Genomic DNA, 26,863 nt, shown 5'->3' with positions numbered 1-26,863 from the left:
CCGTCAGGCCCAGTCCGGGGTGGCACTGAGATCGGTGAGCAGTCCCCGCACCGCCATCGCGCGGCGGTGCGCGGTGCCGTCGAGCCGATCGAGGGCGCACTCCGGATCCGCCGGCGGCCCCAGGTGGGTGCAGCCACGGGGGCAGTCGTGCACCGTCTCGGCGAGATCGGGGAAGGCCGCCATCACATCGTCCGGGCTGATGTGTGCCAGACCGAAGCTGCGAATGCCGGGGGTGTCCACCACCCAGCCGCCGTCGGGCAGCCACAGCGCCACCGATTGGGTGGAGGTGTGCCGCCCCTTGCCCACCCCGGAGACCACGCCGGTGGCCCGGTTCGCATCCGGTACCAGGCGGTTGACCAGCGTTGATTTGCCGACGCCGCTGTGCCCGATCAGTGCCGTGACCGCTCCGGTGAGCAGTTCGTGCGCCTCGTCCAGCGGGTCACCGCGACCGGCCACGATCACCTGCAGATCGAGGTCGGCGAAGGCGGCGGAGAACTCGGCCGGATCGGCGAGGTCGCTCTTGGTCAGGCACAGCACCGGGGTCAGGCCGCCGGCGTAGGCGGCGATCAGAGCTCGCTCGACGAAGCCGGTCCGCGGCGGGGGATCGGCCAGGGCCGCCACGATCAGCAGTTGCTGTGCATTGGCGACCACGATCCGCTCGTACGGGTCGGTGTCGTCGGCGGTACGCCGAAGGACCGTCGCCCGCTCGTCGACGCGCACGATCCGCGCCAGGGTGTCCTTACGGCCGGACAGGTCGCCGACCACGCCGACGGTGTCGCCGACGACGATCGGTGAACGGCCGAGCTCGCGGGCGCGCATGGCGACCACGATCCGGTCCGGATCACCGTCGAGAGCGCACCCCCAACGTCCCCGATCGACGGACACCACCATCGCGGTGACCGCCTCGCTGTGGTCCGGACGGTTCTTGGTGCGCGGTCGGCTGCCCTTGCCCGGGCGTACCCGGACATCGGACTCGTCGTACTCGCGCCTGCTCAGGAGCGGTCGCCGTCGTCGGTGCCGAGCAGGGTCCGCCACATGGCCGGGAAATCCGGCATGGTCTTGGCGGTGGTGCCGATGTCGTGGACCTGCACACCGTCGGTGACCAGTCCGAGGATCGCCCCGGCGGTGGCCATACGGTGGTCGGCGTAGCTGCGCCAGGTGCCCGCGCGGAGCGTGGCGGGTTCGATGTGCAGGCCGTCCTCGGTCTCGGTGCAGCGCCCGCCGAGTCCGGTGATCTCGGCGGTCAGCGCCGCCAAGCGGTCCGTCTCGTGGCCGCGCAGGTGCGAGATTCCGCGCAGGTGGGAGTCGGTGTCGGCGAGCGCGGCCAGCGCTGCGACGGTGGGCGTGAGCTCACCGATGTCGCGCAGGTCCCAATCCACGCCGTGCAGTACACCGGTGCCGCGGGCGGTGATCGCTCCATCGGTGTAGCTCACTTCGGCGCCCATCGCGGTCAGGATGTCGGCGAACTGGACGCCCGGCTGGGTGGAGTCGCGGTTCCAGTGCGGGACGGTGACGGCGCCACCGGTGACCGCCGCCGCGGCCAGGAAGACGGTGGCGTTCGACAGGTCCGGTTCGACCACCCAGTCATGCGCGTGCAGCCCACCGGGCTCGACCCGCCAGGTGTTCGCCGTGGCGGTATCGACGACGGCGCCGGCGCTGCGCAGCATGTCCACCGTCATCTCGATGTGCGGCATCGAGGGGACCGGCTCGCCGACGTGGTGGACGGTGACTCCCTCGGTGAAGCTCGGGCCGCTGAGCAGCAGGCCGGAGACGAACTGCGAGCTGGCGGAGGCGTCGATGGTCACGACGCCGCCGGTCACCGGGCCCTCGCCGTGCACGGTGAAGGGCAGGCCGTCACCGTCGATCCGCGCACCGAGCCCGCGCAGCGCGCCCAGCACCGTGTCCAGTGGGCGGGTGCGGGCCTGGGGGTCACCGTCGAACTCGACGGTGCCGCGTGCACCGGTCGCCAGGGGCGGCAGGAAGCGCATGACGGTGCCCGCGAGTCCGCAGTCCACGCGACCACCGTGCAGCGCGGCGCCGGTCACCGCAACCGTGGTTTCGGTGACGAAATCCACGTCCGTACCCAGGGACGATAGGCCCGCGGCCATCAGATCGGTGTCACGGCTACGCAGCGCGTTGGTCAGAGTCGAGGTCGAACGCGCCTGTGCGGCAAGGATGTACGCGCGATTGGTGATCGACTTGGAGCCGGGCAGGGCGACGGTGCCCGTGACCGGCCCAGCGGCACGGGGCGCAGGCCATAGCTCCGGAAGCTCCACTCGCACATCCTCGCACATGAGGATCGACTGAATGTCGTGCTACCTTGCTGCTGAAGAAAAGCTCAGGTTCATACACCGCCGGGAGACCCTCGATGAAGCGTTCCTCTCTGTCCGTGGGCGTGGCCTCCGCCGTCACTGCCGTGGTGGCCGCTGCCGGCCTGCTCGCGCCCGTCGCGTCCGCGGAGCCGAAGCCGGCCGAGCCGCCGAAGAACAAGGCGGGTGAGCTGGTCATCGGCTCGGGCAACCTGCCCGACGGGATGAACTTCGGGGGCGCGGTGCTCTCCGGCGCCGCCGCAGGGTGGAACGCCGCCTGGGCTTCGCTGAACGCCGCCAAGGTCGAGCCGGCCGAGTGCAAGGTTCTCTACGCGGGCCTGCCCATCCCCAAGGGCACGGACACCGCCCAGACCAACGGCTCCGCTCGCGGTGTGAACTGGTCGATGGTGGTTTCGAAGTTCGCGATCGACCTCGCGCCGGTGCGCGGCGCCCTGCCCAAGTGCGGCACTTTCAAGGCGACGAAGGACGGCGTGGTCAACGAGATCAGCGTTCGCACGATCGCCGTCACCGGCGCCCCGGACGGCCTGGGCCTGGAGTTCAACCAGAAGAGCAAGCGCGGTACCCAGGTCGAGTACATGCAGTCGCGGCAGTACACCGCCGTGGTCAACGGTGTCACGATGTCGATGCGCGGTGGTCGTCAGTCGCTGCAGCCGGCGCCCTTCGTCGGGGCCGACGATCAGCTCGCCGTCGACCTGCTGGGCGTGCAGATCGCGATTCTGAAGAACCCGCCGGCGCCCGCGCAGCCGGCTCCGGCTCCGGCTCCGTCGGCCAAGCCCGGCGCCCCGGCTCCTGCTCCGGGGGCCGCCCCGGCTCCGCGGCCCGGCGCTCCGGCTCCGGCCGCGGCTCCCAAGCCCGGTGCCCCGGCTCCCGCGCCGGCTGCGAACCCCGCTCCTGCGGCTCCCGCTCGCTGATCCCTCAACAATTGTCGAGGTAGACTCCCGGGTGTGGAATCCACCCGGGAGTTCAGCGTCGGCCAACTGGCCGCCCGCAGCGGTGTGGCCGTCTCCGCGTTGCACTTCTACGAGCGGGAAGGGCTGATCAGCGCCCGCCGCACCACCGGTAATCAGCGGCGGTACCCGCGTGAGATGTTGCGTCGCGTGGCCTTCATCCGGATCAGCCACCGGGTGGGTATCCCACTCGCCACCATCCGGGAGGCCCTGGCCACGCTGCCCGACGGTCGCACTCCCACCAAACGTGATTGGGAGCGGCTGTCCCGGCACTGGCACGACGATCTCTCCCACCGGATCGACGAACTGACCCGACTACGGGACAATCTCACCGACTGCATCGGCTGCGGCTGCTTGTCCATGGCGTCGTGCTCGCTGGCCAACCCGCACGATGCGCTCTCCACCACCGGCGTGGGCCCGCGCCGCGTCTTCGACAGCTTCGAGGAATGACATGTGCGGACGGTACGCGGTGACCACCGACCCGGCGCTGCTGGCGGCCGAGATCGATGCGCTCGACGAGACCGAGCCCGCTGACCTGGACGTTCCCGGGTACAACGTGGCGCCGACGACGACCATCGTCACCGTCGTCGCTCGGCACTCGAAGGACCGTCCGGAAGCGCCGGCGACCCGCCGGCTCAGGGCCATGCGCTGGGGGCTGCTGCCGCATTGGCAGAGGACGCTCTCCGGACCGCCGCTGTTCAACGCCCGCGCCGAATCGGTCGCCGAGAAGCCCGCGTTCCGGTCGGCTGTCAAGAACAAGCGCTGTCTGATCCCGATGGACGGCTGGTACGAGTGGCAGGTCATCGGGGACGGGCCCAAGCCGCGCAAGCAGCCCACCTACCTGACGCCGGCCGACGGTACCCGGATGTACATCGCGGGCCTGTGGTCGGTGTGGCGGCCGGCCGGCGCGGGACTGGACATCCCGCCCACGCTGTCCGCGACGGTGCTCACCACCGATGCGGTCGGACCGCTGCGCGCGGTGCACGATCGGATGCCACTGGTGCTCACCCCGGACCTTTTCGACCACTGGCTGAGCCCCGACGGTCCGGCCGACCCCGACCTGCTGCTCCCGCCCGCGGTGGAGGTGGCCGAGCGGATCGAGATCCGCCCGGTTTCCGCCCTGGTCAACACGGTCAGCAAAGACGGCCCGCAGCTGATCGAACGCACCGAACCGGGTAGTGAGCCCGGGCAGCTCAGCCTGCTGTAGCGATCCGCAGCCCCGCCGCGGACGCCGTCAGCGGACGACGCGGATCAGCTTCTTGTTGAGGAACTCCTCGATCCCGAGCGGACCCATCTCACGGCCGAAACCGGAGCGCTTGACGCCACCGAAGGGCAGCTCGGCGCCCTCGGCGAGGACGCCGTTGATGAACACCATGCCGGCCTGCAGCCGGTCCGCGACACGGGCGGCCTGTTCCGGATCGGTGCTGAAGACGTATGAACCCAGTCCGAACGGGGTGTCGTTGGCCAGCGCGAGGGCTTCATCCTCACCGCTGACGCGGTAGACCGATGCCACTGGACCGAACAGCTCCTGCCGGTACGCGGGGTTGTCCTCGGAGATGTCGGTGAGGACCGCCGGCGGATGGAAGGCCCCGTTGCGACTACCCTCGACCGCGATCGTGGCGCCCGCCGCCACCGCCCGGGAGACCTGTTCCTCCAGGTTCTTCGCGGCGCGCTCCGAGGAGAGCGGCGCGATCCCATCGCCGGCCGCGAGCAGTTCGGCGGTGAACTTCGCCAGGAACTCGTCGTAGAGGTCCGCGGCCACGATGAAGCGTTTCGCGGCATTGCAGGATTGACCGGTGTTGTCCAGGCGCGCCGCGACCGCCGCGCCGACCGTGGCGTCGAGGTCGGATGTGGAGAGCACGATGAACGGGTCCGAGCCACCGAGTTCGAGCACACACTTCTTGAGGTTGCGGCCGGCGACCTCGGCGACCGCGGCACCCGCTCGCTCCGAACCGGTCAGGGAGACGGCGGCCACTCGCGGATCGGCGATGATCTGCGCCGCCTGCTCGTTGTCGACCCGGATGTTGACGTACGCGCCCGGCGGCAGTCCCGCCTCCTCGAAGATCAGCGCGATCGCCTCCGCCGATTCCGGGCACTGCGGAGCGTGTTTGAGCAGGATCGTATTGCCCGCCACAAGATTCGGTCCGGCGAACCGCGCCACCTGGTAGTAGGGGAAGTTCCACGGCATGATGCCCAGCAGGACGCCGATGGGGGAGCGGCGGATCACCGCCGAACCGCCACCGTCGAGCAGTTCCAAGGGCTGATCGGCCAGGAACTTCTCGGCATTGTCGGCGTAATAGGTGTAGATCGCCGCGGAGAAGTCGACCTCACCGAGGGCGTCCTCCTCCGGCTTGCCCATCTCCCGGCCGATGATCCGCGCCAGCATCTCCCGCCGTTCGGTGTGCAGTTGCGCGACGCGGCGGATCAGGGCGGCGCGGTCTGCGACGGTGGACTGCAGCGGCCAGGTGCGCACGGTACGGGAGGTCGCGTCCAGTGCGGCTTCGATCTCTGCGGCCTCCGCGGTGGGGTAGGTCTGCAGGACCTCACCGGTGGCGGGGTCGGTCACGGCGTACTGGATCTCGGCCATCGTCGAATCTCCTTGTGGGGGACGGAACGGTTCGCCCCCCACGATAGGGCCGCGACGCAGCCCGTGGGCCGAGTCCGCAGCTACTGCGGGCGCCGCGGCCTACCAGTTGATCCCCGGGAGGCGGTTGAGCGTCTTGCGAGCCAGGCGGCGCAGCCCCTGATCGCCGGAGATGCCGAGCAGCGGGCTGGCGACGGCGGAGGACAGATCCTTGGACATCTCCTTCGTCGCCTCCCTGGTCGCGGCGAGACGACCGCGGGGTGTGTCCACCTCGGCGACCTCCACCTCGACCGGGGCCTCGTCGGCCTCACGGCCCTCGGCGGCCGCGGATTCCGGGAACAACAGGTACCCCTGGTGCTGCGCCACCGCCGAGATCCGCGGCGACAGGAACTGCCCGAACTGGGCGAGCGTGCCCAGTGGGGTGTCGATCCGTCGCGGCCGCTCCACGATCGCCCGCACCACGATCTGGCCGGCCTTCTCCACCGGCAGGGCCATCGCGTTGTCGTAGCTCTCGGTGGGCTCGATCATCCGGGTCCGGGTCAACGGCATGTGAATGTTGGTGAAGGTCACGTGGTCCGACATGGTTTCGGCTGCGGTGATGTCACTGAACGCCTCCAGCGCCGACTTCGAGGCGATGTAGGCGGCGAACCGTGGACCGCGCACCTGCACCCCGATCGACGAGACGTTCACCACGTGGCCGGACTTGCGGGCCGTCATGTGCGGCAACAGTTCCAGGATCAGGTAGACCGCGCCGAAGTAGTTCACCGCCATCGTGCGCTGGTAGTCGTGCGCACGGTCGACCGAATTGATGGTGGAACGGCGGATCGACCGCCCGGCACTGTTGACCAGCACGTCCACGTGACCGTGCTCGGCCAGGATCTGCGCCACCGTGGTGCGCACCGCTTCCGGATCGGTCACATCGCACTCGTAGGCGCGGACGATGCCCTTCGGGATCCCCGGCAACCCCGGCTCGGATTCGATGCGCAGCACCGCATCCGCGAGATCCTCGGGTTTGCGCGCCACGATGAACACATTGGCGCCCTTGAGCACCGCCTGCTTCGCGGCCTCGCGGCCGATGCCGGACGAGCCACCGGTGAGCAGGATGTGCTTGCCCACCAGGGGGCCTCGCGGATCGTCGCGCCGGTTGCGGGACGGGTCCAGGTGCTCGGCCCAGTAGCGGAAAAGCCGCGGCCCGTACGACTTCAGCCGGGGCAGCGCCACCCCGAGATCGGACAGCGTCCGGTACGTCGAATCGGAATCGAACCGCGTGTTGAAGAACGGGTAGTCCAGCACCGACGGCGGGATCCCCAACTGCCGGGCGACGGTGTCGCGCAGTGCCCGCACCTCGTGACGGCGGCCGATGCGCGCGGCGAATTCCCCGAGCGGGGCACTCGGCAGCGGAACCGCCTTCGGTCCGGAGAATGCGGGTGCGAGCGCATCGTAGAGGGTGGTCAGACTCTGACCCTTCGGGTCGGCCAGGTGGTAGACGGTGCCGGGCGCCGGCGGAGCGGTCACCAGCGCGACGATGGCATTGGCGACGAAATCGACCGGCACGATGTTGGTGTAGCCGAGGTTCGCGAACGGTACCCGTAGGTGATGCGGGATGGTGCCCATCAGCCGCAGGAACGGGAAGAAGTAGTACGGACCGTCGATCTTGTCGATCGCACCGGTCATCGAATCGCCCACCACGATCGACGGCCGGTAGATCTGCCACGGCAGCCCGGATGCGCGCACCAGGGCCTCAGCCTCGTACTTGGTCCGGTGATAGGCGCTGGGGAAGGACTGCTCGACGTCGAAGTCGGTCTCGGCGAACCGGCCCTCGTGGCTGCCTGCCACGGCGACCGACGAGACGTGGTGCACGGTGGCGCCCAAGCGCTCCGCGAGGGCGAGGGTGTTGCGGGTGCCCTCGACGTTGGTCTGCTGCTGGACCTGCTCCGGTGCGTCCATGTCGTAGACCGCGGCCACATGGATCAGGTGATCGATCCGGTCCGGGAGGTCGCCGTCGGCGATGCCGAGGCCGGGCTGATCGATGTCTCCGGCGACCGGAACCACCTGAGGTGCGAGGTCGTGGCCGAGGTCGGCGATGAGGCGCTCGAAACGGGGCAGCGAATCGTCGCGGACCAGCAGGTAGATCGTGCTGCCGCGATCCGCGGCGGCGAGCCGGGTCACGACGGCACGGCCGATGAAGCCGGTGCCACCCGTGACGAAGTAGCTGGCCATATCACGAACCCACTTTCCGTTGCGGCCGCCACCGAAACGTCTTCGCGGCCGCGTCCCCCTTGATTATCACGGGGCGGCCAGCGGCGCCACCACGGCGGAGGTCGTTTCCGCCAGGTCCGACGGTGCCAGCTCCACCTCCAACCCCCGTCGTCCGGCGGAACAGAACACGGTCGCGAAGCCCAGTGCGGTCTCGTCGAGCGCGGTCGGGAGTCGCTTGCGCTGGCCCAGCGGGGAGACACCGCCCAGCACGTACCCCGTCACGCGGCGCACGTCCGCCGGGTCGGCCATCGTCGGGCGGTGCAGTCCGAGCGCCGCACCGGCCGCCTTCAGACTGAGCGTGCCGGAGGTGGGCACCATCGCCACCGCGAGCGTCTTCCCGTCGGTGATGACCAGCGTTTTGAACACCCGCGCCGGATCGTGGCCGAGTGCCTGCGCCGCCTCACCGCCGAAGGACTGCGCCCGCGGATCGTGGGTGTACTCGTGCGTGGTGAAGGTGATCCCCGCCGCCTGCAGCGCCGCGATCGCCGGTGTGGCGGCCCCGCCCTTCTTAGCCATGCGGCCAGTCAATCAGACCGGCGGCGCCGCATCCTCACCCTCGGCTCTGCTCGCAGTGTGCTCGGCGTCGGGAACAAGGCGGTGCCCCGTGCGGTTGCAGAGGTGGTGAGTGCAGGTAGCGCAGCGGCGGTCCTCGAGCGACCGGTAGCCTTCGTCGGTATGACCGACGGCGACGACACCGACCTGGTGGAACTGAACGAGTCGACGGACGCCCAGACCGAGAGCCCGGAGGAACTGACCGCACGCTTCGAGGCCGAGGCGCTGCCGCTGCTCGATCAGCTCTACGGCGCCGCGCTGCGGATGACCCGCAACCCCGCCGACGCGGAGGATCTGGTCCAGGAGACCTACGTCAAGGCCTACAGCGCGTTCCGGAGCTTCAAGAAGGGCACCAACCTCAAAGCCTGGATGTACCGCATCCTGACCAATACCTACATCAACGGCTACCGCAAGAAGCAGCGGCAGCCCGCGCAGTACCCGACCGACGAGATCACCGATTGGCAGCTCGCCGCCACCGCCGAGCACAGCTCCACCGGCCTGCGGTCGGCGGAGATCGAGGCGCTGGACGCACTGCCCGACGATGAGATCAAGCAGGCCCTGGCGAAGCTCCCCGAGGAGTTCCGGATGGCGGTGTACTACGCCGACGTGGAGGGGTTCCCGTACAAGGAGATCGCCGAGATCATGGGCACCCCCATCGGCACGGTGATGTCGCGGCTGCACCGCGGACGCCGCCAACTGCGGGCCGAGCTCGAAGGGGTCGCGCGGGAGCGAGGGTTCCTGCGCGGTGGCGGGGAAGCCGATGCCGCCGCCGATCAGGAGGTGCAATAAGTGACGTACTCATCGGACGGCAATCCGGATCTGGAGCTCGACTGCTCCGCGGTGATGGCCGATGTCTGGTTGCTGCTCGACGACGAATGCGACGCCGAGGCCAAGGCGCGGCTCAAGGCGCACATCGACGGATGCTCGCAGTGCCTCGCGCACTACGGCATCGAGCAGCAGATCAAGTCCCTGGTCAACCGCAAGTGCGGCGGTGAACGCGCCCCCGAGGGGCTGCGCGAACGCCTGACCATCTCCATCCGTCACACCGAGGTGCGCTACCGCGCCGAGTGACCGCCGTGCGGGGCATACGGGGGCGTACGGGCGGCATCGTCGCCATCGCACCGAGAGCGCCGGTGACACGACGAGGGCCCGTCGACATGGTCGACGGGCCCTCGTGATGCAAGTGGTGAAAACCTGACGGGTCAGGAGTTCGGACGCTTGCCGTGGTTGGCGGCGTTCTTCTTGCGCCCGCGCTTCTTACGTCCACGCTTTCCCATGGCTGTCTCCTTCCTGGCCTCGGCTTCTTCGCAGCAGACGGCTATTGTTTCACGAGGGCACCGACGACGACAAAAAGGCGGTCACATGGCCTCGCTCGCCGACCTCCTGGCGATCCACACCGATCTGCCCGCACGGGCTGCGCGGCACCTGCAACGGATCGCCGGAGAATGGCAGCTGCTCGCCGACCTGTCCTTCGCCGACCTGCGACTGTGGGTGCGCGAGGATCCCGACGGTGACCGCGACGAACCCGCGTACATCTGCATCGCCCAGTGCCGGCCGAACACCACCCCCACCGTCTACGACTCCGACGGCGTCGGGGTGCGCGTGCAGCCCTGGGAGACCCCTACCCTGCACACCGCGTTCGAGGGCGCCGACGTGGTCAAGGGAGTCACCCCGGCCTGGACCGGTCCGGCCCGGGTGCGCCGTGAGGCCGTCCCGGTGCCGTCGGACGGCACGGTGATCGCGGTCCTGACCCGCGACTTCAACGTCACCCACCCGCACACTCCGAGCCCGCTCGAAGTGGCCTACAAGGAATGCGCCGACGACCTGTGCACCATGGTCTCCGAGGGCTCCTTCCCGGAACCGGAGGACCTACCCACCGGTGAGGCCGCCCCGCGGGCCGGCGACGGCTTCATCCGTCTCGACCCGCAGGGGAGGGTGGTCTTCGCCAGCCCCAATGCGCAGTCCGCGTATCGCCGGATGGGCAGCCCCACCGTCCTCGAAGGCAGCGACCTCGCCGAGGTCACCGCCGAACTCGTCGGCGACTCCTTCGAATCCGAGGACCTCGCCGCCGCCCTGGACGCCGCTCTGCTGCGCGGCGAGGGCTCACGGATCGAACTCACCAAGGGCGGGGTGACGGTGGTGCTGCGGGTACTCGGCCTGCATCCCGGCGCCCGTCCGGCGGGGGCGGCGGTGCTGCTGCGCGACGTCACCGAACTCAAACGCCGCGACCGTGCCCTGATCTCCAAGGACGCGACGATCCGGGAGATCCACCACCGGGTCAAGAACAATCTGCAGTCGGTCTCGGCACTGCTGCGGCTACAGGCCCGGCGCACCCGCAACGACGAGGCGAAGCGGGCCCTGCACGAGTCGGTGCGCCGGGTCGCGTCGATCGCCCTGGTGCACGAGACGTTGTCGATGAGTGTCGACGAGCACGTCGACATCGACGAGGTGATCGACCGGCTCATCCCGATCATGGCCGATGTGGCACCGTCGGACGGCCGGGCGGCGGTGACGGTGATCCGGCGCGGCGACATCGGGCCGCTCGACGCCGACCGGGCGATGCCGCTGGTCATGGTGGTCACCGAGTTGATCCAGAACGCACTCGAACACGCCTACGGACCCGGCGACACGGGCACCGTCGAACTACTCGCGCAACGCTCGACCCGGATGCTGAAGGTGACCGTCCACGACGACGGTGCGGGCCTGCCGGAGGGCTTCACCGTGGAGGGTTCGGACCGCCTCGGGCTGCAGATCGTGCGGACCCTGGTCACCTCCGAGTTGGGCGGGGAGCTGAGCCTGGGCGCGGGTGCCGGCGGCGGCACCGACGCGGTGGTCCGGGTGCCCTTGCAACCGTCCTGACCGGCGGCTGGCACGGCCCGTTGCATCATGCTCGGGAGGTCTGAATTGTCATTCGACGGTCTTTTACATGTCAAGTTGCGCAAACAAACTACTGTAGCACAGATGCTACAGTAGTTGATATGAAGACGATAGGGCTTCGCGAACTCCGACAGAACGCGTCCGATTTGGTACGTGATGTTGAGGCGGGCGAGGAGATCACGATCACGGTGGCGGGACGTCCGAGCGCACGGATGGTGTCGGCGGTCCCGCGCGCCTGGCGGCACTACGGAGAGATTGCTGCGCTCTTCGAGGGAGGTGGTGCTGATCCGGATTGGGATGCTGATCGAGATCGCGTGGATCAGCAGCTTCGCGATCCGTGGTCGCCCGAGTGAAGGCAGTATTGGACACCAGCGTCGTGATCGCGACAGACGTTGCGCCGCTTGAAGGCGAGCTAGCGATCAGTGCGGTCACACTCGCGGAGATGCACTTCGGTGTTCTGGTGGCCCGTACACAGTGCGTCCGTGCTGAGCGGCTGAGGCGGCTGCTTGTTCTGGAACGCACCTTCGATGCGCTGCCGCTCGATGAGGCTGTGGCAGAGAGCTACGGACGCCTCGCAGCCGCAGTGGTCGATGCTGGGCGCAAGCCCCGCGGCCGGGTGATGGACTTGCTCATCGCGGCCACCGCACACGCGCATGGTGCGTGCCTGTACACCAGAAACCCGGCGGACTTTCGTGGCTTGGACGACCATCTTGAGGTGGTATCGGTCTAAGCCGTCGCGCGCGTGATCGCAGGTGGGGGCGCAGGTTCCGACGTCGTCGAGCGTCTCTCAGCCCCACGCGCCCGTATGGAATCCGGTGTGGCTGGCAGCGGTTCGCGGGCCTTGCCGGAGGCCGGCAGCGACTCGTACCGCGTTTCCAGCTCGGGGTCTGTCGGATCATCTGTGTGTAGCACGGCGGGGATTTGCGTGATTGTCTCCGTTCGTCTCATGGGCTGGTTGTCGCACCGGGTGCCGCGACGGATAGGCCGACTTCGCGACAAGCTTCTTGCAGACGATGGTCGTAGGTCACGAACGCGGTCAGTTCTGATTCGACCTGTAGCGCAGCAGCGAGGTGTAGTGCGTCGAGGGATCGAAGGCCTGGTGATCCCACGGTCTCTGCGAGTTCGATGACCGGCTCCGACAGCGGAAGAAGGTCCAGACTGTCGAGAACGTACTGGGCTTGTTCGGCGAGTCCTGATTCGCCCGCTCTCAGGACGGTCCGCATGAGTTCGACCCGCGAGAGGTCGCTGCTGATGGATGCTTCGCCTTTCCGGCTGGCCAGCCAATTCAGGAGAGATGGCGTCTCCTTCTCCTCGACGAGGAGTTTGACCAGGGCTGACGTATCCAGGTAGATCACTGCTCGTTGCGCATGTCGTCGAGAACGGCAGACAGGTCACGCTTCGCGGAGGTGAGCGTTCGCGGACGTAGCGATGCGAGGTCTCGCGAAGCCCTTGCTCGCTTCAAAATCCCTGCGTCTATCAACGTCTCACGGGAACGGACTGTTGCGGCGACAGGTACGAGACGGGCCACTAGGCGCCCGTGGTTAGTCACTGCGAGCTCCTCGCCGGCTTCAACTCTCGCCAGGTACTTTGACGCGTGCTGCCGCAGTTCACGGACGCCGATCGTCTCCATGTCGCAATCGTAGCACCAAGTGTGCTACGCATCCACCGGTCTTCGGGAACGGGCACCCATGCCCGCCGTCTCAAACGAGTTCCACGACGGCAGTCCCATATGTCTGGTTTACCGGACCCGGACAGTAGCGAGGCCCGGTGGAACAGGTCCACCGGGCCTCGCGGGATGAAGCGTTGTCACACAGCGGTGCGCGTGCGGGTACGAGCATTGCGACGCTTCAGCGCGCGACGCTCGTCCTCGCTCATGCCGCCCCACACACCGGCGTCCTGACCGGACTCGAGGGCCCAGGACAGGCACTCGGCGGTCACGGGGCAGCGGTTGCAGACCAGCTTGGCGTCCGCGATCTGCGCGATGGCCGGACCGCTGTTACCCACCGGGAAGAACAGCTCCGGGTCCTCGTCGCGACAGATGGCCTTGTGGCGCCAATCCATGTCAATCTCTCCTTCAGGCGCACCAGGGCACCAGTCATCGCAGGTGTCATCCGACACCGAGTTTGTAGGCTGTTAACGCGGAGGGAACCGTACTGTTTCCGCGTTGTTACTCCCATGAATACTTCCAGCTTCCCGGCAGGAGTCAATAGCTTCCGGCTCAGAGGTGGGGGATCTCACAGCAGGGGCGGTGCGATCGACCCTCCGAGCGGTGTACTACACTGCCGCCGGTTCGGTGCAGTACCCACAACAGTAACTCTGCACGCTGGGGGTTTGCAATAGGTATACGAAAGGTGCTCAGCGGACCCGCGGCAGCGGCGGGAGGTCTGCGACCACTCGGATCCGTTCCGGGGAGTACCCGAAACCGATCTCCGTCCGCTCACCCACATGGTCGCCGTCGACCTGCGCCGGCACCGGAACGCTGCTCGTGACCCGCAACCGGGGCAGATCGTCGCGCCGGATCACGTGCCGCACCGTCGGCCCCTTGGTCCGCCGCGCCGACAGCATCTGCCGCACCAGCACAAGGTTCGGCAACGTCCGCATCGACCGCGACGCGAAAACGCCCAGACCGGTGCCGTAGTCCGTTCCCGGATTCGTCAGCACCGCCCGATCGTTGAGAAAGGTCCACGGGCTCGCATTCGAGACGAACGCGTAGTGCACCCCGTCGAAGTCCTCCCAGGTACCGGGCTGTTCACCCGGCAGGTGCACGGTCAGTTTCGGCTCCCGCCGCGCCGCCGAGAAGAAGGTGCGGACCGCCGTGCGCACGTACCGCGACGGCGTCGCCGCTTTGCCCTTGTCGCGCTGAGCCTCCATGTTCGCGATCACCTCGGCGTCCACCCCCAGGCCCGCGTTGAACAGGAACCACCGGTCGTCGGCGCAGCCCAGGCCGATGGTCCGGAAACTGCGCTGCGCCAACAGATCGGTCAGGTGGACGGTGGCCTTGTCCGGTTCTCGCGGGACGGCCAGTGAGCGGGCGAAGACGTTCGCGCTGCCGCCCGGGATCACCGCGATCGCGGGCAGCTCATCGGCCGGAACCGGGTCCGGGCCGCCGGGCATGCCATCGCGCCCGAGGATGCCGCAGACCACCTCGTTGACGGTGCCGTCACCGCCGTGCACGATCACCAGCTCGGTGCCGTTCGACCGGGCCTGCGCGGCGAGCTCACTGGCGTGACCGCGCTGCTCGGTCTGCACCAGGGTGATGTCCAGCGTGGAGGAGAGCGCCATGGCCACCAGATCCCGGCCCGCCGGGGTGATCGAAGTCGCATTGGGGTTGACGATCAACAGGGCGCGCACACCGGTCAGCCTACCGAGTGCGCACCGATACGCTGGTCCGGTGACTTCCCCGCGACGCCCTGCCCGCACCTCCGCCACCGGCGAGACCCGTACCGCGGCCCCCGGCACCGTCCGCGCCGCCGGCGTCCTGGTGGCACTCGAAGGACTCGCCGCCATCGGCCTGGGCCTGGTGGAACTGGTCCGCGGACTCACCGGCGTCGCCGACACCCGGATCGGCGCCTACGGCATCGCCTTCTGGATGCTGCCGATCGGCGCGGGCGTCCTGGCCGGCGGTCTGGCGCTGCTGCGCGGCAAGCGCTGGGGCCGCACCCTGGGCGTGCTGACGAACCTGCTGCTCGGCTTCGCCGGGATCAGCGGAGCGTTCTCCCAAGGGCGCCCGGAGATCGGCCTGCCGCTGGTCGCGATCGCCGTCGTGGTGCTCGGCCTGATGTTCAGCCCGCCGACGGTGGCCTGGCTGGAGGGGGAGTACCGCCGCTAACGGCCGGTGTAGTGCGCGGCCGCGTATCCGGTGAGCCCGAACCGGGTCAACTGCGGCACATCATCCCGGTCGAAACCGAACACCGCCGCCGACGCAGGCAGGATCATCACGTGCCGGCCGAATGCGGGCGGCTGCGCCAGGAACCGCGCCGTCAACACCCGGCCCAGGTGCCCGTGCGCCACCAGCACCACATCACCGCCGGACAGCTCGGTACGCGCCCGCTCGATCACCCTGTCCGCGCGCGCGGCCACCTCCGCCATGGACTCCCCGCCGGGCGCACCCGAACGCCACACCGTCCAACCGGGGTCGTCGACCCGGATCTCCGCGCTGGTACGCCCCTCGTACTCGCCGTAGTCCCACTCCGCGAGATCCGGATCGATACCGGTCACCGTCAGGCCGGCGAGCTCCGCGGTACGGACGGCGCGGGTACGCGGACTGGCCCACACCGTCGGACGGTGCAGTTGCAGATCGGCCAGGACCGGGGCCAGGGCGGCGGCCTGCTCCGCGCCGGTCTCGGTGAGGCCGATGTCGGTGGCGCCGGTGTGCCGGCCGGCCCGCGACCATTCGGTCTCACCGTGCCGGATGTAGACGAGGCGGTTGGAGGTGCTCACCCGGTCATCCTGACCTACGAGTGGGTAGTGTGCAGCCATGTCCGGTGCCAGCCCGTTCGTCCTCGCCGTCGCCAACCAGAAGGGCGGGGTCGCCAAGACCACCACGGTGGCCAGTCTCGGGGCCGCGCTCGCCGAGCTCGGCTCCCGCGTCCTTGTCGTCGACCTCGATCCGCAGGGCTGCCTGACCTTCTCGCTCGGGCACAATCCCGACCGGCTCGATAGCAGCGTCCACGAGGTACTGCTCGGCGATAAGGCCATCGGCGACGTACTGCTCGAGACCGAGGACGGGGTCACCGTGCTGCCCGCCACGCTCGACCTGGCCGGCGCCGAAGCGCTGCTGCTGATGCGGGCCGGGCGGGAGTACGCGCTCAAGCGGGCGCTGGCCGAGGTCGCGGACCGGTTCGACGTCGTGATCATCGACTGCCCGCCCAGCCTGGGCGTGCTCACGCTCAACGGGCTCACCGCCGCCGACGCGGTCGCGATCCCGCTGCAGTGCGAGACGCTGGCGCACCGCGGCGTCGGGCAATTGCTCAAGACCGTGCGCGACGTGCAGGCCATCACCAACCCCGACCTGGCGATGCTGGGCGCGATCGCCACCCTGTACGACGCGCGCACCACCCACAGCCGCGACATCCTCGCCGACGTGTGCGATCGGTACCAACTGGACGTTCTCGCCCCGCCGATCCCGCGTACCGTGCGCTTCGCCGAGGCCAATGCGGCCGGCCGCACCGTCCTCGCCGGACGCCGCAACAAGGGGTCGGACGCCTACCGGGAACTGGCGAAGAACGTGCGCGCGCACCTTCGCGAGGGTGCCCCGCTCACCGCCTGGACCGCCGACTAGCGTCGCCCGGCGAGTCGATCACGGCTCGTTCACGCCGGACGGTAGGCCTGCACCGTCGGACCCCACTGGGTGACCAGTGCATCACCGTTGACGGTCAGCAGGACCGGGCCGCCCGAGTATCCGGTGCGGGAGACCGGTACCGATCGGACCTGCGCGCGGGTGGCCAGATCGTAGGCGGTCAGCGTGGTCGGACCGGGAACCACGATCTGTCCGCCCACCACGGCGCCCGGCCCCAGGGTTCCCGGGATCACCATCACGGCGGTCAGCGACGGGACATCGATCACCACCGTCGAGGTCCCGGTGAAGAAGGACGCGATTCCCGCCTCGTTCGGCACCGGGACGTCACGCGGGGCGCCACCGGGGGAGGTGGTCACGTCCACCGCGCGCATCGTCCGGCCCTGCTGGTCGACGGTGACCACCCGCGCGGGCCGGCCGTCCTGCGCCGGCACGTAGACCGCCGCGCCCGAGGCGCCCGCCGCGACCAGCCGCGGCCGGTCGGCACCCGCGGGCTGGGCCGCACCGAGGTCGGGGGCCACCACCGACGCCGTCTCCTGCGGTTCGGTCGGCTCCTTGGGGGTCGCGCCGATCACCGTCAGCCGCGGGTTCGGCTCGGTGGGGCAGGTCTCGACGATGGTGATGGAGGTGCCGGCCGGCAGCGCCGAGCCGATCGTGCACCCCGAGCGCGGCTGCACCCCGGGGTTCACCGGCACGTCCGGCTTGCCGTACTCCACGGTGCGCACCAGATCGGAGCGGAAGACGTCGACGCGGGTCGGTCCCTGGACCACCACGTGGTTGCCGTCCCCGGTGATTTCGACCTCGGCGTCCTCCCGGGATGAGCGGGTGTACCGGCGCTGCCCGGTACCGGGATCGAGGGCGATCACCTCGCCGCAGCCGCGTGCATCCGGGTAGAAGGCCAGCACCAGCCCGGCGTTCGCGATCAGGCCGCACGCGGTCACCTCGCGCTGGTATCGCCAGGTGCGCTGCCCGGTGGCCGGATCGTGTCCGGTGACTTCGCCGCCGCGGGCGGTGACCACCGTGCCCGCCAGGGACAACACCGGCAGATCCGAACGGGCGGTCCACGCGTCCCGGACCGCGGTGGGGAGCTCGGCGAGCGCGTCGCGTACCGACGACGGTGCCGGAGCGGTCTCGTTGACCGCCGTGCGCACCGAGCTCATGCTCCAGGCGCCCAATCCGGCCAGCAGGACCGCCACCACGATCACCGCGGTCACCGCGAGATCGGCACCGGTCCTGCGTTCGGGTTTCACCACGGCCCAGAGCCTACTGGCGGACGGGGCGCCGGCGCGTCAGCTGGCGTTGAAGCCGACCGAACGGCTCTCCGTGGTGCCGACCTCGACGTAGGCGACGCGCGCCGACGGGACCAGGTACTGCTTCCCCTTCTCGTCGGTCAGTTCCAGCACCTCGGTGCGGCCGGCCAGCGCGTCCGTGACGGCCTTCGTGACGTCCTCGTTCGAGTCCTTGCTCTGCAGCACGAGTTCGCGGTTCGAGTCCGCGATACCGATCTTGATCTCCATGGTTCGAGGTTATCCGCCGAGCGCCGGGCCGGGCCCGCCGCCGTCGCCGATTCTGCTGACAGCAGTCATCCCAGCCGCAGCGCCGCCATCCGCTCCGCGTGCCTGGTCTGCAAGGACTCGAACAACTGCGCCACACCGGGCAGCGCGCCCGAGGCCTGGAACAACAGCGCCGCCAGCTCGTCGCGCGCTGCGAGTACCTCCTGGGCCTGCGTGATCGCCTCCGACAGCAGTCGCCGCCCCCACAGAGTCAGCGGTGACCGCAGCGCCGGATTCGAGCGGACCGCCGCCTGTACCCGCTCCACCGCGAAATCCGACTCCCGGGTATCGGCGAGCACCGCCGCGATCACGGCGGCCGGTTCCGCGGGCAGCGCCCGCGCCACCTCGGAAGCGAAATCGGCGGCCAGGCCGTCTCCGATGTATGCCTTGACCAGGGCCTCGTTCCAGTTCCGCGCAGGGGTGCGCTCGTGGTACCGGGTGATCACCGGCACGTACGGGGCGGTGGCGTCCACCACGTCCACCGCGCGCCGGTCCAGTTCGGACTCGAGCACCGCGAAACTGCGCATCTGCGCCGCCGCCATCGCCGACATCGCGATCCGGCCGCGCAGGTCCGGAGCCATCTCCGACTCCTTCGCCAGCCGCTCGAACGCGGCCAGTTCGCCGCACGCCAGCACCGCCAGCAGGGCCGCCACTCCCGGGTGCTCACCAGGAAGCGCCGAGGACGGCGGCTGTTCGCTCATGACTGTCATGCTAGTCGGAGGCGGTCGACGGGGTACCATGGTCAGGTGCGATCCATGGAGGTCGCAGGTATGTTGTGCGCGCACTCCGCCCGGACGCCGGGCGTGGAGTCCGCTGAGGGCGGCCGCGAAGGTCGCCGATTCATCGGCCGCAATCGTGCGCGCGGGAAGAGAACAAGCGACGCATACGCCGCCGATGAAAGGCAGAACCATCACCACCTCACAGACCACGAACACCGATATCCGCACCGAGCCCGCCGTCGAGGAGGGCATGCCGGACGTGCACGTGATCGGCGACGATCACGTCTCGCCCACCTTCGCCGAACTCGGTGTCGACCGGGCCGTCGTCGACGCCCTCGGTAAGCGGGGCATCGAGCGCACGTTCGCGATCCAGGAACTGACGCTGCCGCTCGCGCTGGCCGGCAACGACCTGATCGGCCAGGCCCGCACCGGCATGGGTAAGACCTACGGTTTCGGTGTCCCGCTGCTGGACCGCCTGATCACCCAGGCCCGCGCCGACGCCGGCGAGGACGGCCTGCGCGCCCTGGACGGCACCCCGCGCGCACTGGTCATCGTCCCCACCCGCGAGCTGTGCGTTCAGGTCACCGAAGATCTCGAGCGCGCCTCCGACGGGGTCCGCGTGCAGACCACCAAGGGTGAGCGGGACCTGAAGATCACCTCGATCTACGGCGGCCGCCCCTACGAGTCCCAGATCGAGGCGCTGCAGAAGGGCGTCGACGTGGTCGTCGGCACCCCGGGCCGGCTGCTGGACCTGGCGAACCAGGGCCACCTGGTGCTCGGCAAGATCCAGATCCTGGTGCTCGACGAGGCCGACGAGATGCTCGACCTGGGCTTCCTCCCGGACATCGAGAAGGTTCTGGGGATGGTCCCCGCCGACCGGCAGACCATGCTGTTCTCGGCCACCATGCCCGGTCCGATCATCACCCTGGCCCGCACCTTCCTGCGGCAGCCCACCCATGTGCGCGCCGAGCACCACGACGACTCCGCGGTGCACGAGCGCACCACCCAGTTCGTCTACCGCGCGCACGCGCTGGACAAGACCGAGCTGGTGGCGAAGGTGCTGCAGGCGCAGGGGCGGGGCGCCACCATGATCTTCACCCGCACCAAGCGCACCGCGCAGAAGGTCGCCGACGAACTCGGTGAGCGCGGCTTCAAGGTGGGCGCCGTGCACGGCGACCTGGGCCAGGTGGCCCGCGAGAAGGCCCTGGGCAAGTTCCGCGACGGCACCATCGACGTGCTGGTCGCCACCGACGTCGCCGCGCGCGGCATCGACATCGACGACGTGACGCACGTGATCAACTTCCAGTGCCCGGAGGACGACAAGACCTACGTGCACCGCATCGGTCGCACCGGCCGCGCCGGGAAGACCGGTACCGCCGTCACCCTGGTCGACTGGGACGAACTGCACCGCTGGGAGCTGATCGACAAGGCGCTCGGACTGGGTAAGCCCGAGCCGGTGGAGACCTACAGCTCCAGCGAGCACCTGTTCACCGACCTCGGTATCGACCCGGCCGTCAAGGGCGTGCTGCCCGGCACCCGCAAGCGCGCCGAGGGCGAGGTCGTCGAGCGCAAGCCGCGTGAGCGCCGCGAGCGCACCCGTACCCGCACGCGCGGTGGACGGGGCGCCACCGCGACCGCCGCTACGCCTGCTGCGACTGCCGGCGCCGCACCGGCCGCAGCGCAGTCCTCCGGACCGTCCGATCAGGCCGAGGGGGACGCCGCAGCTCCGCGCAAGCGTCGCCGTCGCCGCCGCTCCGGTGCGAAGAAGCCCGACGGCACCGCCACCGCGACCGCTGCCGAGTAGGCCGGACCGGGCCGAGTACGGTCCCCCGAACGATGGACCCCGCGACCGCCGAACGGTGGTCGCGGGGTTCTGCTCTCCGCGCCAGGATCGGTCACCATGAGCACCATCGCGGCCCCGACGACCGCGCGCATCGCGGCACTCGACGTAGCGCGCGGAATCGCCATCCTCGGCACCTTCGGAACCAACGTGTGGATCTTCACCGATCCCGCCGGGATCCTCGGCTACATCGACACCGTCGGCGCCGAGTCCTGGCCGATCCGGCTGCTGCAGACTCTGGCGCAGGGCAAGTTCCTCGGACTGCTGAGCCTGATGTTCGGCGTGGGCCTGGCGATCCAACAGGCCTCCGCGATGCGGCGAGCCGCCGAGGCCGGGCAGTCCGGCCGTCGCGCGTGGCCGGGACGGTACTGGCGCCGGGCCGCGGTGCTCTTCGCCGACGGACTCCTGCACTACCTGCTGATCGCCGAGTTCGACGTGCTCATGGGCTACGCGGTGGTCTCGCTGATCGTCTCGTCGCTGTTGATCCTGGCCCCGGCGGCCCGCACCCGCTGGATCGTCGGATGCCTGGTGCTGCACCTGGGGCTGGTCGCGGTGGTGATCGTCGGATTGGCCGGCACCCCGGCCGGGCAGCCGCAGCCGGCGGACCAGTCCAACCCGTTCGCCGACGACGGCTTCTGGGACCTGGTGCGCCTGCGGATCGACGAGGCGCTGCTGTTCCGCGCCGAGGCGATCTTCATCGTCCCGCTGACCATCGCCCTGTTCCTGATCGGTGCGCGGCTGTACCAGGCCGGGATCTTCGGCGAGACCGGTGGCGAGCTTCGTCGCCGGCTGATCACCATGGGAGCCGTCGCTGCGGCCGCTGACCTCACCCTCGGCCTGGCCGGGGAGCCGTTGCACGTGTCCGGACCGGCGGTCTTCGCCGGACGCTACGTGCTGGCTCCGATGGTCGCGGCCGGACTGCTCGCCCTGATCGCGCAGGTCTACCTCCGCCGCACCCCGGGACGTCTGGGCAGCGCGCTGTCCCGGGTGGGGAAGACGGCCCTGAGCTGCTACGTGCTGCAGAACCTCATCGCCTCCGTGCTCTGCTACGGCTGGGGGCTGGGACTGGCGCAGCGGTACGGCGCCGAGCACCGCCTGGTGTTCACCGTCGCGGTGTACCTACTGGTGGTCGGATGCCTGATCGCCGCCTCGACCGCCTGGACCAGGCGCTTCTCCCGCGGGCCGATCGAGATGCTGATGCACCGGCTGGCTTGAGCGGCTCGCTCGGCTACTTCCTGGCCGCCGCGCGATGCCCGGCCAGCGGCACTCCGCTCAACCCGCCCCACAGCAGTTCGACGGTGGTCGCCACCGCCTCCTCCTTGGGGATCGGACGGTCGGCGTACAGCCAGTAGCGAGCACTGACCTGGCTCGCCCCCACCAGGCCCACCGCCAGCATCCGCGCCCGATAGGGGTCCAGGCCGGAGTCCTCGGAGATCAAGTCGTAAACCGCATCGACGCACTTGTCCACGGCACCCTCGACGCGCTCCTGCACCACCGGCTCGAGTACATCTGACTCGAAGATCAGCTTGTAGCCCTGGCTGTCGAGATCGACGAAGTCGAAGAACGAGCGGACCGCTCCGATCACCCGCTCGTGGTTCGCGGTGACGCTGCTCAGCGCCTCCCGGACGCCGGTCACGAGCGCTTCGCTGTGCGCGTTGAGCACCGCCACGTACAGTTCCAGCTTGCCGGGGAAATGCTGGTAGAGCACGGGCTTGCTGACACCGGCTCGCACCGCGATCTCATCCATACCGGCCGCGTGATAGCCCAGATCGACGAACACGCTGCTCGCGGCCTCGAGCAACTGGATACGGCGTGCGCTGCGCGGCAGCCGGGCGGTACGGCGAGGGGCAGGATTGGCTCCGCCGCGGGAATCCCCCGCTGCGGCCGTCGCACCCAGATCCGCCATGTACCCCACCTCACAGTTCGTTGGGGCGTGTCGCTGCCCCTGACCCGTCGACAATACTCCCGTCGCGTTCGACCACCCGTCCGTGCTCTGGCAAGCTGCCGGTGTGTCGGAACTCGCAGCGGTGAACCGGAGCAGTGAGGTCTGGCCGGGACGGTTCGTCACCCTCCGCGGCCGGAGGCTGTTCGTCCGGCACGTCGACGCCGCCGCCGGTGGAGATTCGCGGCCCGCCGCGGTTCTGGATTCGCGGCCCGCCGCGGTTCTGGATTCGCGGCCCGCCGCGGTCATGATCCACGGCCTCGGCGGATCGTCGATCAACTGGACCGACCTCGGCCAGGTGCTCGCCCCGGTCGCCGCGTCGTACGCGGTGGACCTGCCCGGATTCGGACTCTCCGACCCACCCGCCGACGGCGACTACTCGGTGGAGGAGTTCGCGCAGACCGTGATCGCCTACCTCGAGACCGTGGTCGCCGTGCGGCCCGGCCGGGTGCACCTGGTGGGCAACTCACTCGGCGGTGCGATCGCCGTGCGCGTGGCGATGCTGCGCCCGGACCTGCTGGCCAGCCTGTCGCTGATCTCGCCGGCCTTCCCGGACCTGCGGCCACGGGTGCGCCGACTGCAATTCCTGCCGTTGTCGCTGGTCCGGCTGCCCGGGGTGGGGCCAGCCGGTTTCCGGCTGGTCGCCAGTGCCTACCCGGAGCGGCAGGTCGACCAGACCTTCCGCGAGATCCTGGTGGACCCGACGGTGCTCGGTCCGGTCCGCAGGCGTCAGGCGATCGACCAGGCCGCGGCCCGCGCGTCGATGCCCTGGGCGCCGTCGGCGCTGGCGGCGAGCTTCAACGCGCTGGTCCGCAGCTGGATCGTCGACTTCGGAGCAAGCCATTGGGCGGCCGCGCGCGCGATCAGCGTGCCCACAGCGGTACTGTGGGGCGCGCGGGACCTGCTGGTGAGCGTCGGAGTGGCGCCGAAGGTGGTCCGGCACATCCGGGGCAGCACCCTGACCGTGTTCGAGGACGTCGGACACGTCGCGCAGATGGAACGCCCCGAAGCGACCGCGCGGATCATCGCCGACCTGATCCGCTCCGCCGGATCGGACTGAGCGCGCGTGTCGTTTCCACAACAGAGGTTCCCGTCGTGGAATTGTTGACGACGTGAGCAGTCCTTCGAACCCGAGGCGTCCGAGGCCGGACGGTCGCGCGCCGCTGCGGGCGGAGTGGGACCCGATCAATTCGCAATCCACCTCCCGGGAGGGGCGCAACCGGCCCGCCCGCGAGCGGCAGTACCGCAAGCAGGGCCGTCTGGGGCGCGTGCTGAGCACCTACGGCTGGCGGGCCTACGCCGTGCCGGTGCTCGCGATCCTCACGGTGTTCGCCCTGTTCGTGACCTTCGCCGGAAACCCGTTCGCCACCGAGAAACCGGTCCAGGACCCGTCCACCGAGAACCTCTCGCGCAATCCCACCCCGGGTAAGACCATCGTGGGTGCGCCCAGCAAGGTGCAGGGCCCGGTGCCGCAGGCCGGAATGCTGCCGGCCGGTGGACCGTACACCGAGAAGGGGCAGGGCATCTGGCACGTCGTTCCGGGCGCCACCGCGAAGGTCGGAGAGGGCAAGCAGCAGACCTTCACGTACATGGTCGCCGTCGAGGACGGTGTGGACATGGGCGCACTCGGCGGCGACCAGCCCTTCGCGACCATGATCGATCGCACCCTCGCCGATCCGCGCAGCTGGATCCACGATCCGGCGGTCGCCTTCCAGCGGATCGACCGGGGAGCCCCGGACTTCACCATCTCGCTCACCTCGCCGATGACCACTCGTTCGGCCTGCGGCTACACCATCCAGCTGGAATCGTCCTGCTACAACGGTGAGCTGGGCCGGGTGGTGATCAACCTGGCCCGCTGGGTGCGCGGCGCCGGCGGCTTCGAGGGCGACCTCACCGGCTACCGCCAGTACGCGATCAACCACGAGGTCGGGCACGCCATCGGCTACCCGCAGCACGTGGCCTGCCCGGCGCAGGGCGCCCTCGCGCCGATCATGATGCAGCAGAGTTTCGGGGTGAAGAACCGTGACATCTTCAACCTCGACAAATCCGACGGTTTCAACAACGACCTGGTCTGCAGGCCCAACGCCTGGGTGGCACCGGTCCTGAACTGACCCGCGGGGGAATGGTGCGCGGCTCGACGGTGTTGAACCGCTCGTGAGTACGTTGCCTCCGCTCGTCGAACCCGCCGCCGATCTGACCCGCGACGAGGTCGCCCGGTATTCGCGGCACCTGATCATCCCAGAGATGGGCGTCGAGGGGCAGAAACGCCTCAAGAACGCCAGAGTGCTGGTGATCGGTGCCGGCGGACTCGGCAGCCCCGCGCTGCTGTACCTGGCCGCAGCCGGTGTCGGCACCATCGGCATCGTCGAATTCGACGAGGTCGACGCCTCCAACCTGCAGCGCCAGGTCATCCACGGCGTCTCCGACCTGGGACGGCCGAAGGCCGAGAGCGCACGCGACTCGATCGCCGAGATCAATCCGCTGGTGCAGGTGAACCTGCACCGGCAGCGGCTGGAGCCGGAGAACGCGGTGCAGTTGTTCGAGCAGTACGACCTGATCCTCGACGGCACCGACAACTTCGCCACCCGTTACCTGGTCAACGATGCCGCAGTCCTCGCGCACAAGCCGTACGTATGGGGATCGATCTTCCGGTTCGAGGGTCAGGCGTCGGTGTTCTGGGAGGACGCGCCCGACGGTCCCGACGGGCAGAAGCGGGGCCTGAACTACCGCGACCTGTACCCGGTGGCTCCGCCCCCGGGGATGGTGCCCTCCTGCGCCGAAGGCGGTGTGCTCGGGGTCCTGTGCGCCTCCATCGGTTCCATCATGGGCACCGAGGCGGTCAAGCTGATCACCGGGATCGGTGAAACGCTGCTCGGGCGGCTGATGGTCTACGACGCACTGGAGATGAGCTACCGCACCATCCGGATCCGTAAAGACCCGGACTCGCCCACCATCGAAGGACTCATCGACTACGAGGAGTTCTGCGGCGTGGTCTCCGATGCTGCCGAGCGCGCCGCCGCGGGTAGCACGATCACCCCGGCCGAACTCGCCGGGATGGGCACCGCCGGCCTCGATTACGAACTGGTGGACGTCCGCGAGCCGGTGGAGTGGGACATCGTCCACCTCGACGGCGCCAAGCTGGTCCCCAAGGGCGCCTTCGAATCCGGTGAGGGGCTCGCACAGGTCTCCGCCGACAAGAAGCTGGTGCTGTACTGCAAGACGGGTGTCCGCTCGGCGGAGGTACTCGCCGCGGTGCAGGGCGCCGGGTACCACGACGCGGTGCACCTGCAGGGTGGCATCAACGCCTATGCGCGGCAGGTGGACCGGTCCCTGCCGGTGTACTGACGCCCGATCAGTTCGGCGGGTTCGCCGAGAGCCACGCCGCGTACTCGTCGAGCAGCGCGATCAGCGGTAACGAGTCGGTGGTGCGCACCGGCTCACCCGCCAGCGCCGCGCGGATACCCGGCAGGCGGGAGTCGATCGCCGCCCGGTCGGAGAGCTCGTGATGGCTCAGTCCCCGCTGCTCCCCGAGGACGATGCGGCGCGGATGCTCCGCGCGCAGGGAGTCCAGCAGATCAGCGAACTCGTCGCGGCCGAGCGCCGGCAGGTGCACCGAGAAACTCAACACCGGACCGGATTCGGCGTCGTCGGTCTCGGCGGACTCCTCCAGCCAGTCCGTGTACTCCTGGCTGAGATCGTCGAGCGCCTCCTCGTCGTCGAAGGAGAGCCGGCGGCCCTCGATCACCGCTCGCAGCGCGTGCACCAGCGCCTGCACCGTGTCCGGATCCGACGATGCCGCGTACCAGCGATGCGCGTGGTGCGGCACCACGATCCGGTCCGGATGCCCGGCCGTCAGCCGGGCACGGACACCGTCGAACTCCGGCGCCGACAGGTCGGGGAACTGGACCGAGACCGTCACCACGGGCCGGTGGGGATCAACTGCGTGCACCCGCCCATTGTCCGG

The 26,863-nt window shown here is 69.4% G+C and carries 31 protein-coding genes; 15 read left to right on the top strand and 16 right to left on the bottom strand.

The window, feature by feature from the left end; genetic code table 11:
- Positions 1–3: 3 nt before the first annotated feature.
- Together rsgA and aroA are read right to left on the bottom strand one after the other, a co-directional pair.
- Complete coding sequence (gene rsgA / locus ACYVHG_RS04745; RefSeq protein WP_461166922.1) at positions 4–996, bottom strand: ribosome small subunit-dependent GTPase A; 993 nt, start codon at positions 994–996, stop codon at positions 4–6.
- Complete coding sequence (gene aroA, locus ACYVHG_RS04740; RefSeq protein WP_461166267.1) at positions 993–2,276, bottom strand: 3-phosphoshikimate 1-carboxyvinyltransferase; 1,284 nt, start codon at positions 2,274–2,276, stop codon at positions 993–995. Before aroA ends, rsgA begins: the two co-directional genes overlap by 4 nt.
- Before the next feature lie 92 nt (positions 2,277–2,368).
- Between aroA and ACYVHG_RS04735 the strand changes: the two genes are divergently transcribed.
- The 3 genes from ACYVHG_RS04735 to ACYVHG_RS04725 are packed head-to-tail and all read left to right on the top strand — an operon-like array spanning position 2,369 to position 4,484.
- Positions 2,369–3,241, top strand: a complete 873-nt coding sequence (locus ACYVHG_RS04735) for a hypothetical protein (RefSeq protein WP_461166266.1) — start codon at positions 2,369–2,371, stop codon at positions 3,239–3,241.
- A 33-nt stretch (positions 3,242–3,274) separates the two neighbouring features.
- Entirely contained in the window at positions 3,275–3,727 is a 453-nt protein-coding gene (gene soxR, locus ACYVHG_RS04730; RefSeq protein ID WP_461166265.1) for a redox-sensitive transcriptional activator SoxR, read from the top strand.
- Position 3,728: 1 nt separating this feature from the next.
- Positions 3,729–4,484 carry an SOS response-associated peptidase gene (locus ACYVHG_RS04725; protein WP_461166264.1) on the top strand — a complete coding sequence of 252 codons (756 nt, stop codon included), beginning with the start codon at positions 3,729–3,731 and terminating at the stop codon, positions 4,482–4,484.
- 27 nt (positions 4,485–4,511) lie between these two features.
- Here the strand turns inward: ACYVHG_RS04725 and ACYVHG_RS04720 are convergent, their stop codons facing one another.
- The 3 genes from ACYVHG_RS04720 to ybaK all read right to left on the bottom strand — a co-directional run bounded on the left by ACYVHG_RS04720 (position 4,512) and on the right by ybaK (position 8,636).
- Positions 4,512–5,864, bottom strand: coding sequence for an NAD-dependent succinate-semialdehyde dehydrogenase (locus tag ACYVHG_RS04720; protein WP_461166263.1), 1,353 nt, complete (start codon positions 5,862–5,864; stop codon positions 4,512–4,514).
- Between the two features lie 99 nt (positions 5,865–5,963).
- On the bottom strand, positions 5,964–8,081 hold the full coding sequence (locus ACYVHG_RS04715) for an SDR family oxidoreductase (protein WP_461166262.1): 2,118 nt from the start codon (positions 8,079–8,081) through the stop codon (positions 5,964–5,966).
- A gap of 66 nt (positions 8,082–8,147) precedes the next feature.
- Positions 8,148–8,636 (bottom strand): Cys-tRNA(Pro) deacylase, encoded by a 489-nt coding sequence (ybaK, locus tag ACYVHG_RS04710; protein WP_461166261.1) that lies wholly within the window; start codon positions 8,634–8,636, stop codon positions 8,148–8,150.
- 159 nt (positions 8,637–8,795) lie between these two features.
- On the opposite strand from ybaK, the gene ACYVHG_RS04705 reads away from it, so the two are divergent.
- Positions 8,796–9,461, top strand: coding sequence for a sigma-70 family RNA polymerase sigma factor (locus ACYVHG_RS04705; protein ID WP_461166260.1), 666 nt, complete (start codon positions 8,796–8,798; stop codon positions 9,459–9,461).
- The gene (gene rsrA, locus ACYVHG_RS04700; protein WP_461166259.1) at positions 9,462–9,743 is read left to right on the top strand and encodes a mycothiol system anti-sigma-R factor; all 282 of its coding nucleotides are present in this window, start codon (positions 9,462–9,464) and stop codon (positions 9,741–9,743) included. It begins immediately after the preceding gene.
- Between the two features lie 131 nt (positions 9,744–9,874).
- Here rsrA and ACYVHG_RS04695 read toward each other — a convergent pair whose 3' ends face one another.
- Entirely contained in the window at positions 9,875–9,949 is a 75-nt protein-coding gene (locus ACYVHG_RS04695; RefSeq protein WP_371820987.1) for a 50S ribosomal protein bL37, read from the bottom strand.
- Between the two features lie 85 nt (positions 9,950–10,034).
- Between ACYVHG_RS04695 and ACYVHG_RS04690 the strand changes: the two genes are divergently transcribed.
- From ACYVHG_RS04690 to ACYVHG_RS04680, 3 genes are all read left to right on the top strand, one after another.
- Complete coding sequence (locus ACYVHG_RS04690; protein WP_461166258.1) at positions 10,035–11,531, top strand: sensor histidine kinase; 1,497 nt, start codon at positions 10,035–10,037, stop codon at positions 11,529–11,531.
- Between the two features lie 119 nt (positions 11,532–11,650).
- Positions 11,651–11,902: a type II toxin-antitoxin system Phd/YefM family antitoxin gene (locus tag ACYVHG_RS04685; protein WP_461166257.1), complete on the top strand. Its 252-nt coding sequence runs from the start codon at positions 11,651–11,653 to the stop codon at positions 11,900–11,902.
- An 8-nt stretch (positions 11,903–11,910) separates the two neighbouring features.
- Entirely contained in the window at positions 11,911–12,279 is a 369-nt protein-coding gene (locus ACYVHG_RS04680; protein ID WP_461166256.1) for a PIN domain-containing protein, read from the top strand.
- A gap of 214 nt (positions 12,280–12,493) precedes the next feature.
- Here the strand turns inward: ACYVHG_RS04680 and ACYVHG_RS04675 are convergent, their stop codons facing one another.
- From ACYVHG_RS04675 to ACYVHG_RS04660, 4 genes are all read right to left on the bottom strand, one after another.
- Entirely contained in the window at positions 12,494–12,904 is a 411-nt protein-coding gene (locus tag ACYVHG_RS04675) for a type II toxin-antitoxin system VapC family toxin (RefSeq protein ID WP_461166255.1), read from the bottom strand.
- Positions 12,901–13,179: a type II toxin-antitoxin system Phd/YefM family antitoxin gene (locus ACYVHG_RS04670; RefSeq protein ID WP_461166254.1), complete on the bottom strand. Its 279-nt coding sequence runs from the start codon at positions 13,177–13,179 to the stop codon at positions 12,901–12,903. Before ACYVHG_RS04670 ends, ACYVHG_RS04675 begins: the two co-directional genes overlap by 4 nt.
- 176 nt (positions 13,180–13,355) lie before the next feature.
- Positions 13,356–13,610 carry a WhiB family transcriptional regulator gene (locus ACYVHG_RS04665; RefSeq protein ID WP_013125780.1) on the bottom strand — a complete coding sequence of 85 codons (255 nt, stop codon included), beginning with the start codon at positions 13,608–13,610 and terminating at the stop codon, positions 13,356–13,358.
- A gap of 294 nt (positions 13,611–13,904) precedes the next feature.
- The gene (locus ACYVHG_RS04660; RefSeq protein ID WP_461166253.1) at positions 13,905–14,900 is read right to left on the bottom strand and encodes a diacylglycerol/lipid kinase family protein; all 996 of its coding nucleotides are present in this window, start codon (positions 14,898–14,900) and stop codon (positions 13,905–13,907) included.
- A 40-nt stretch (positions 14,901–14,940) separates the two neighbouring features.
- Here ACYVHG_RS04660 and ACYVHG_RS04655 point away from each other — a divergent pair, with 40 nt between their 5' ends.
- Positions 14,941–15,378, top strand: a complete 438-nt coding sequence (locus tag ACYVHG_RS04655) for a hypothetical protein (protein ID WP_461166252.1) — start codon at positions 14,941–14,943, stop codon at positions 15,376–15,378.
- Here ACYVHG_RS04655 and ACYVHG_RS04650 read toward each other — a convergent pair.
- Complete coding sequence (locus tag ACYVHG_RS04650; protein WP_461166251.1) at positions 15,375–15,989, bottom strand: acid phosphatase; 615 nt, start codon at positions 15,987–15,989, stop codon at positions 15,375–15,377. The genes ACYVHG_RS04655 and ACYVHG_RS04650 overlap by 4 nt on opposite strands.
- Positions 15,990–16,026: 37 nt before the next feature.
- Here ACYVHG_RS04650 and ACYVHG_RS04645 point away from each other — a divergent pair, with 37 nt between their 5' ends.
- Complete coding sequence (locus ACYVHG_RS04645) at positions 16,027–16,830, top strand: ParA family protein (protein ID WP_461166250.1); 804 nt, start codon at positions 16,027–16,029, stop codon at positions 16,828–16,830.
- Between the two features lie 29 nt (positions 16,831–16,859).
- Here the strand turns inward: ACYVHG_RS04645 and ACYVHG_RS04640 are convergent, their stop codons facing one another.
- The 3 genes from ACYVHG_RS04640 to ACYVHG_RS04630 all read right to left on the bottom strand — a co-directional run bounded on the left by ACYVHG_RS04640 (position 16,860) and on the right by ACYVHG_RS04630 (position 19,099).
- Complete coding sequence (locus ACYVHG_RS04640; protein WP_461166249.1) at positions 16,860–18,098, bottom strand: Rv3212 family protein; 1,239 nt, start codon at positions 18,096–18,098, stop codon at positions 16,860–16,862.
- Positions 18,099–18,134: 36 nt separating this feature from the next.
- Positions 18,135–18,362, bottom strand: coding sequence for a DUF3107 domain-containing protein (locus ACYVHG_RS04635; RefSeq protein ID WP_461166248.1), 228 nt, complete (start codon positions 18,360–18,362; stop codon positions 18,135–18,137).
- A 65-nt stretch (positions 18,363–18,427) separates the two neighbouring features.
- The gene (locus ACYVHG_RS04630; RefSeq protein ID WP_461166247.1) at positions 18,428–19,099 is read right to left on the bottom strand and encodes a ferritin-like fold-containing protein; all 672 of its coding nucleotides are present in this window, start codon (positions 19,097–19,099) and stop codon (positions 18,428–18,430) included.
- A 193-nt stretch (positions 19,100–19,292) separates the two neighbouring features.
- Between ACYVHG_RS04630 and ACYVHG_RS04625 the strand changes: the two genes are divergently transcribed.
- Both ACYVHG_RS04625 and ACYVHG_RS04620 read left to right on the top strand, forming a co-directional pair.
- Positions 19,293–20,921 (top strand): DEAD/DEAH box helicase, encoded by a 1,629-nt coding sequence (locus ACYVHG_RS04625; RefSeq protein ID WP_461166246.1) that lies wholly within the window; start codon positions 19,293–19,295, stop codon positions 20,919–20,921.
- A 96-nt stretch (positions 20,922–21,017) separates the two neighbouring features.
- Positions 21,018–22,172 carry a DUF418 domain-containing protein gene (locus ACYVHG_RS04620; protein WP_461166245.1) on the top strand — a complete coding sequence of 385 codons (1,155 nt, stop codon included), beginning with the start codon at positions 21,018–21,020 and terminating at the stop codon, positions 22,170–22,172.
- Between the two features lie 13 nt (positions 22,173–22,185).
- Here ACYVHG_RS04620 and ACYVHG_RS04615 read toward each other — a convergent pair whose 3' ends face one another.
- Positions 22,186–22,863 (bottom strand): TetR/AcrR family transcriptional regulator, encoded by a 678-nt coding sequence (locus tag ACYVHG_RS04615; protein ID WP_461166244.1) that lies wholly within the window; start codon positions 22,861–22,863, stop codon positions 22,186–22,188.
- Between the two features lie 103 nt (positions 22,864–22,966).
- Between ACYVHG_RS04615 and ACYVHG_RS04610 the strand changes: the two genes are divergently transcribed.
- From ACYVHG_RS04610 to moeZ, 3 genes are read left to right on the top strand one after another with little or no spacing between them, the layout of a single operon-like run.
- Positions 22,967–23,959 (top strand): alpha/beta fold hydrolase, encoded by a 993-nt coding sequence (locus ACYVHG_RS04610; protein WP_461166243.1) that lies wholly within the window; start codon positions 22,967–22,969, stop codon positions 23,957–23,959.
- Positions 23,960–24,011: 52 nt separating this feature from the next.
- Entirely contained in the window at positions 24,012–25,010 is a 999-nt protein-coding gene (locus ACYVHG_RS04605) for a DUF3152 domain-containing protein (protein ID WP_461166242.1), read from the top strand.
- Between the two features lie 43 nt (positions 25,011–25,053).
- The gene (gene moeZ, locus ACYVHG_RS04600; protein WP_461166241.1) at positions 25,054–26,244 is read left to right on the top strand and encodes an adenylyltransferase/sulfurtransferase MoeZ; all 1,191 of its coding nucleotides are present in this window, start codon (positions 25,054–25,056) and stop codon (positions 26,242–26,244) included.
- Between the two features lie 7 nt (positions 26,245–26,251).
- Here moeZ and ACYVHG_RS04595 read toward each other — a convergent pair whose 3' ends face one another.
- Positions 26,252–26,848, bottom strand: a complete 597-nt coding sequence (locus ACYVHG_RS04595) for a hypothetical protein (RefSeq protein ID WP_461166240.1) — start codon at positions 26,846–26,848, stop codon at positions 26,252–26,254.
- Positions 26,849–26,863 lie beyond the last annotated feature (15 nt).

Source organism: Tsukamurella serpentis (assembly GCF_054780975.1).
Note: the sequence above shows the minus strand (reverse complement) of the source record. Positions and strands in the feature narration are given on the sequence as shown.

What these genes read in the sequence shown, in the direction of transcription:
- ybaK (WP_461166261.1), bottom strand. Translation starts at nt 8,636, where the DNA reads ATGGCTAAGAAGGGCGGGGCCGCCACACCGGCGATCGCGGCGCTGCAG.
- ACYVHG_RS04725 (WP_461166264.1), top strand. Translation starts at nt 3,729, where the DNA reads ATGTGCGGACGGTACGCGGTGACCACCGACCCGGCGCTGCTGGCGGCC.
- ACYVHG_RS04625 (WP_461166246.1), top strand. Translation starts at nt 19,293, where the DNA reads ATGAAAGGCAGAACCATCACCACCTCACAGACCACGAACACCGATATC.
- ACYVHG_RS04635 (WP_461166248.1), bottom strand. Translation starts at nt 18,362, where the DNA reads ATGGAGATCAAGATCGGTATCGCGGACTCGAACCGCGAACTCGTGCTG.
- ACYVHG_RS04630 (WP_461166247.1), bottom strand. Translation starts at nt 19,099, where the DNA reads ATGAGCGAACAGCCGCCGTCCTCGGCGCTTCCTGGTGAGCACCCGGGA.
- ACYVHG_RS04720 (WP_461166263.1), bottom strand. Translation starts at nt 5,864, where the DNA reads ATGGCCGAGATCCAGTACGCCGTGACCGACCCCGCCACCGGTGAGGTC.
- ACYVHG_RS04705 (WP_461166260.1), top strand. Translation starts at nt 8,796, where the DNA reads ATGACCGACGGCGACGACACCGACCTGGTGGAACTGAACGAGTCGACG.
- ACYVHG_RS04690 (WP_461166258.1), top strand. Translation starts at nt 10,035, where the DNA reads ATGGCCTCGCTCGCCGACCTCCTGGCGATCCACACCGATCTGCCCGCA.
- ACYVHG_RS04715 (WP_461166262.1), bottom strand. Translation starts at nt 8,081, where the DNA reads ATGGCCAGCTACTTCGTCACGGGTGGCACCGGCTTCATCGGCCGTGCC.
- ACYVHG_RS04645 (WP_461166250.1), top strand. Translation starts at nt 16,027, where the DNA reads ATGTCCGGTGCCAGCCCGTTCGTCCTCGCCGTCGCCAACCAGAAGGGC.
- ACYVHG_RS04735 (WP_461166266.1), top strand. Translation starts at nt 2,369, where the DNA reads ATGAAGCGTTCCTCTCTGTCCGTGGGCGTGGCCTCCGCCGTCACTGCC.
- ACYVHG_RS04665 (WP_013125780.1), bottom strand. Translation starts at nt 13,610, where the DNA reads ATGGATTGGCGCCACAAGGCCATCTGTCGCGACGAGGACCCGGAGCTG.
- ACYVHG_RS04615 (WP_461166244.1), bottom strand. Translation starts at nt 22,863, where the DNA reads ATGGCGGATCTGGGTGCGACGGCCGCAGCGGGGGATTCCCGCGGCGGA.
- ACYVHG_RS04670 (WP_461166254.1), bottom strand. Translation starts at nt 13,179, where the DNA reads ATGGAGACGATCGGCGTCCGTGAACTGCGGCAGCACGCGTCAAAGTAC.
- ACYVHG_RS04685 (WP_461166257.1), top strand. Translation starts at nt 11,651, where the DNA reads ATGAAGACGATAGGGCTTCGCGAACTCCGACAGAACGCGTCCGATTTG.
- ACYVHG_RS04620 (WP_461166245.1), top strand. Translation starts at nt 21,018, where the DNA reads ATGAGCACCATCGCGGCCCCGACGACCGCGCGCATCGCGGCACTCGAC.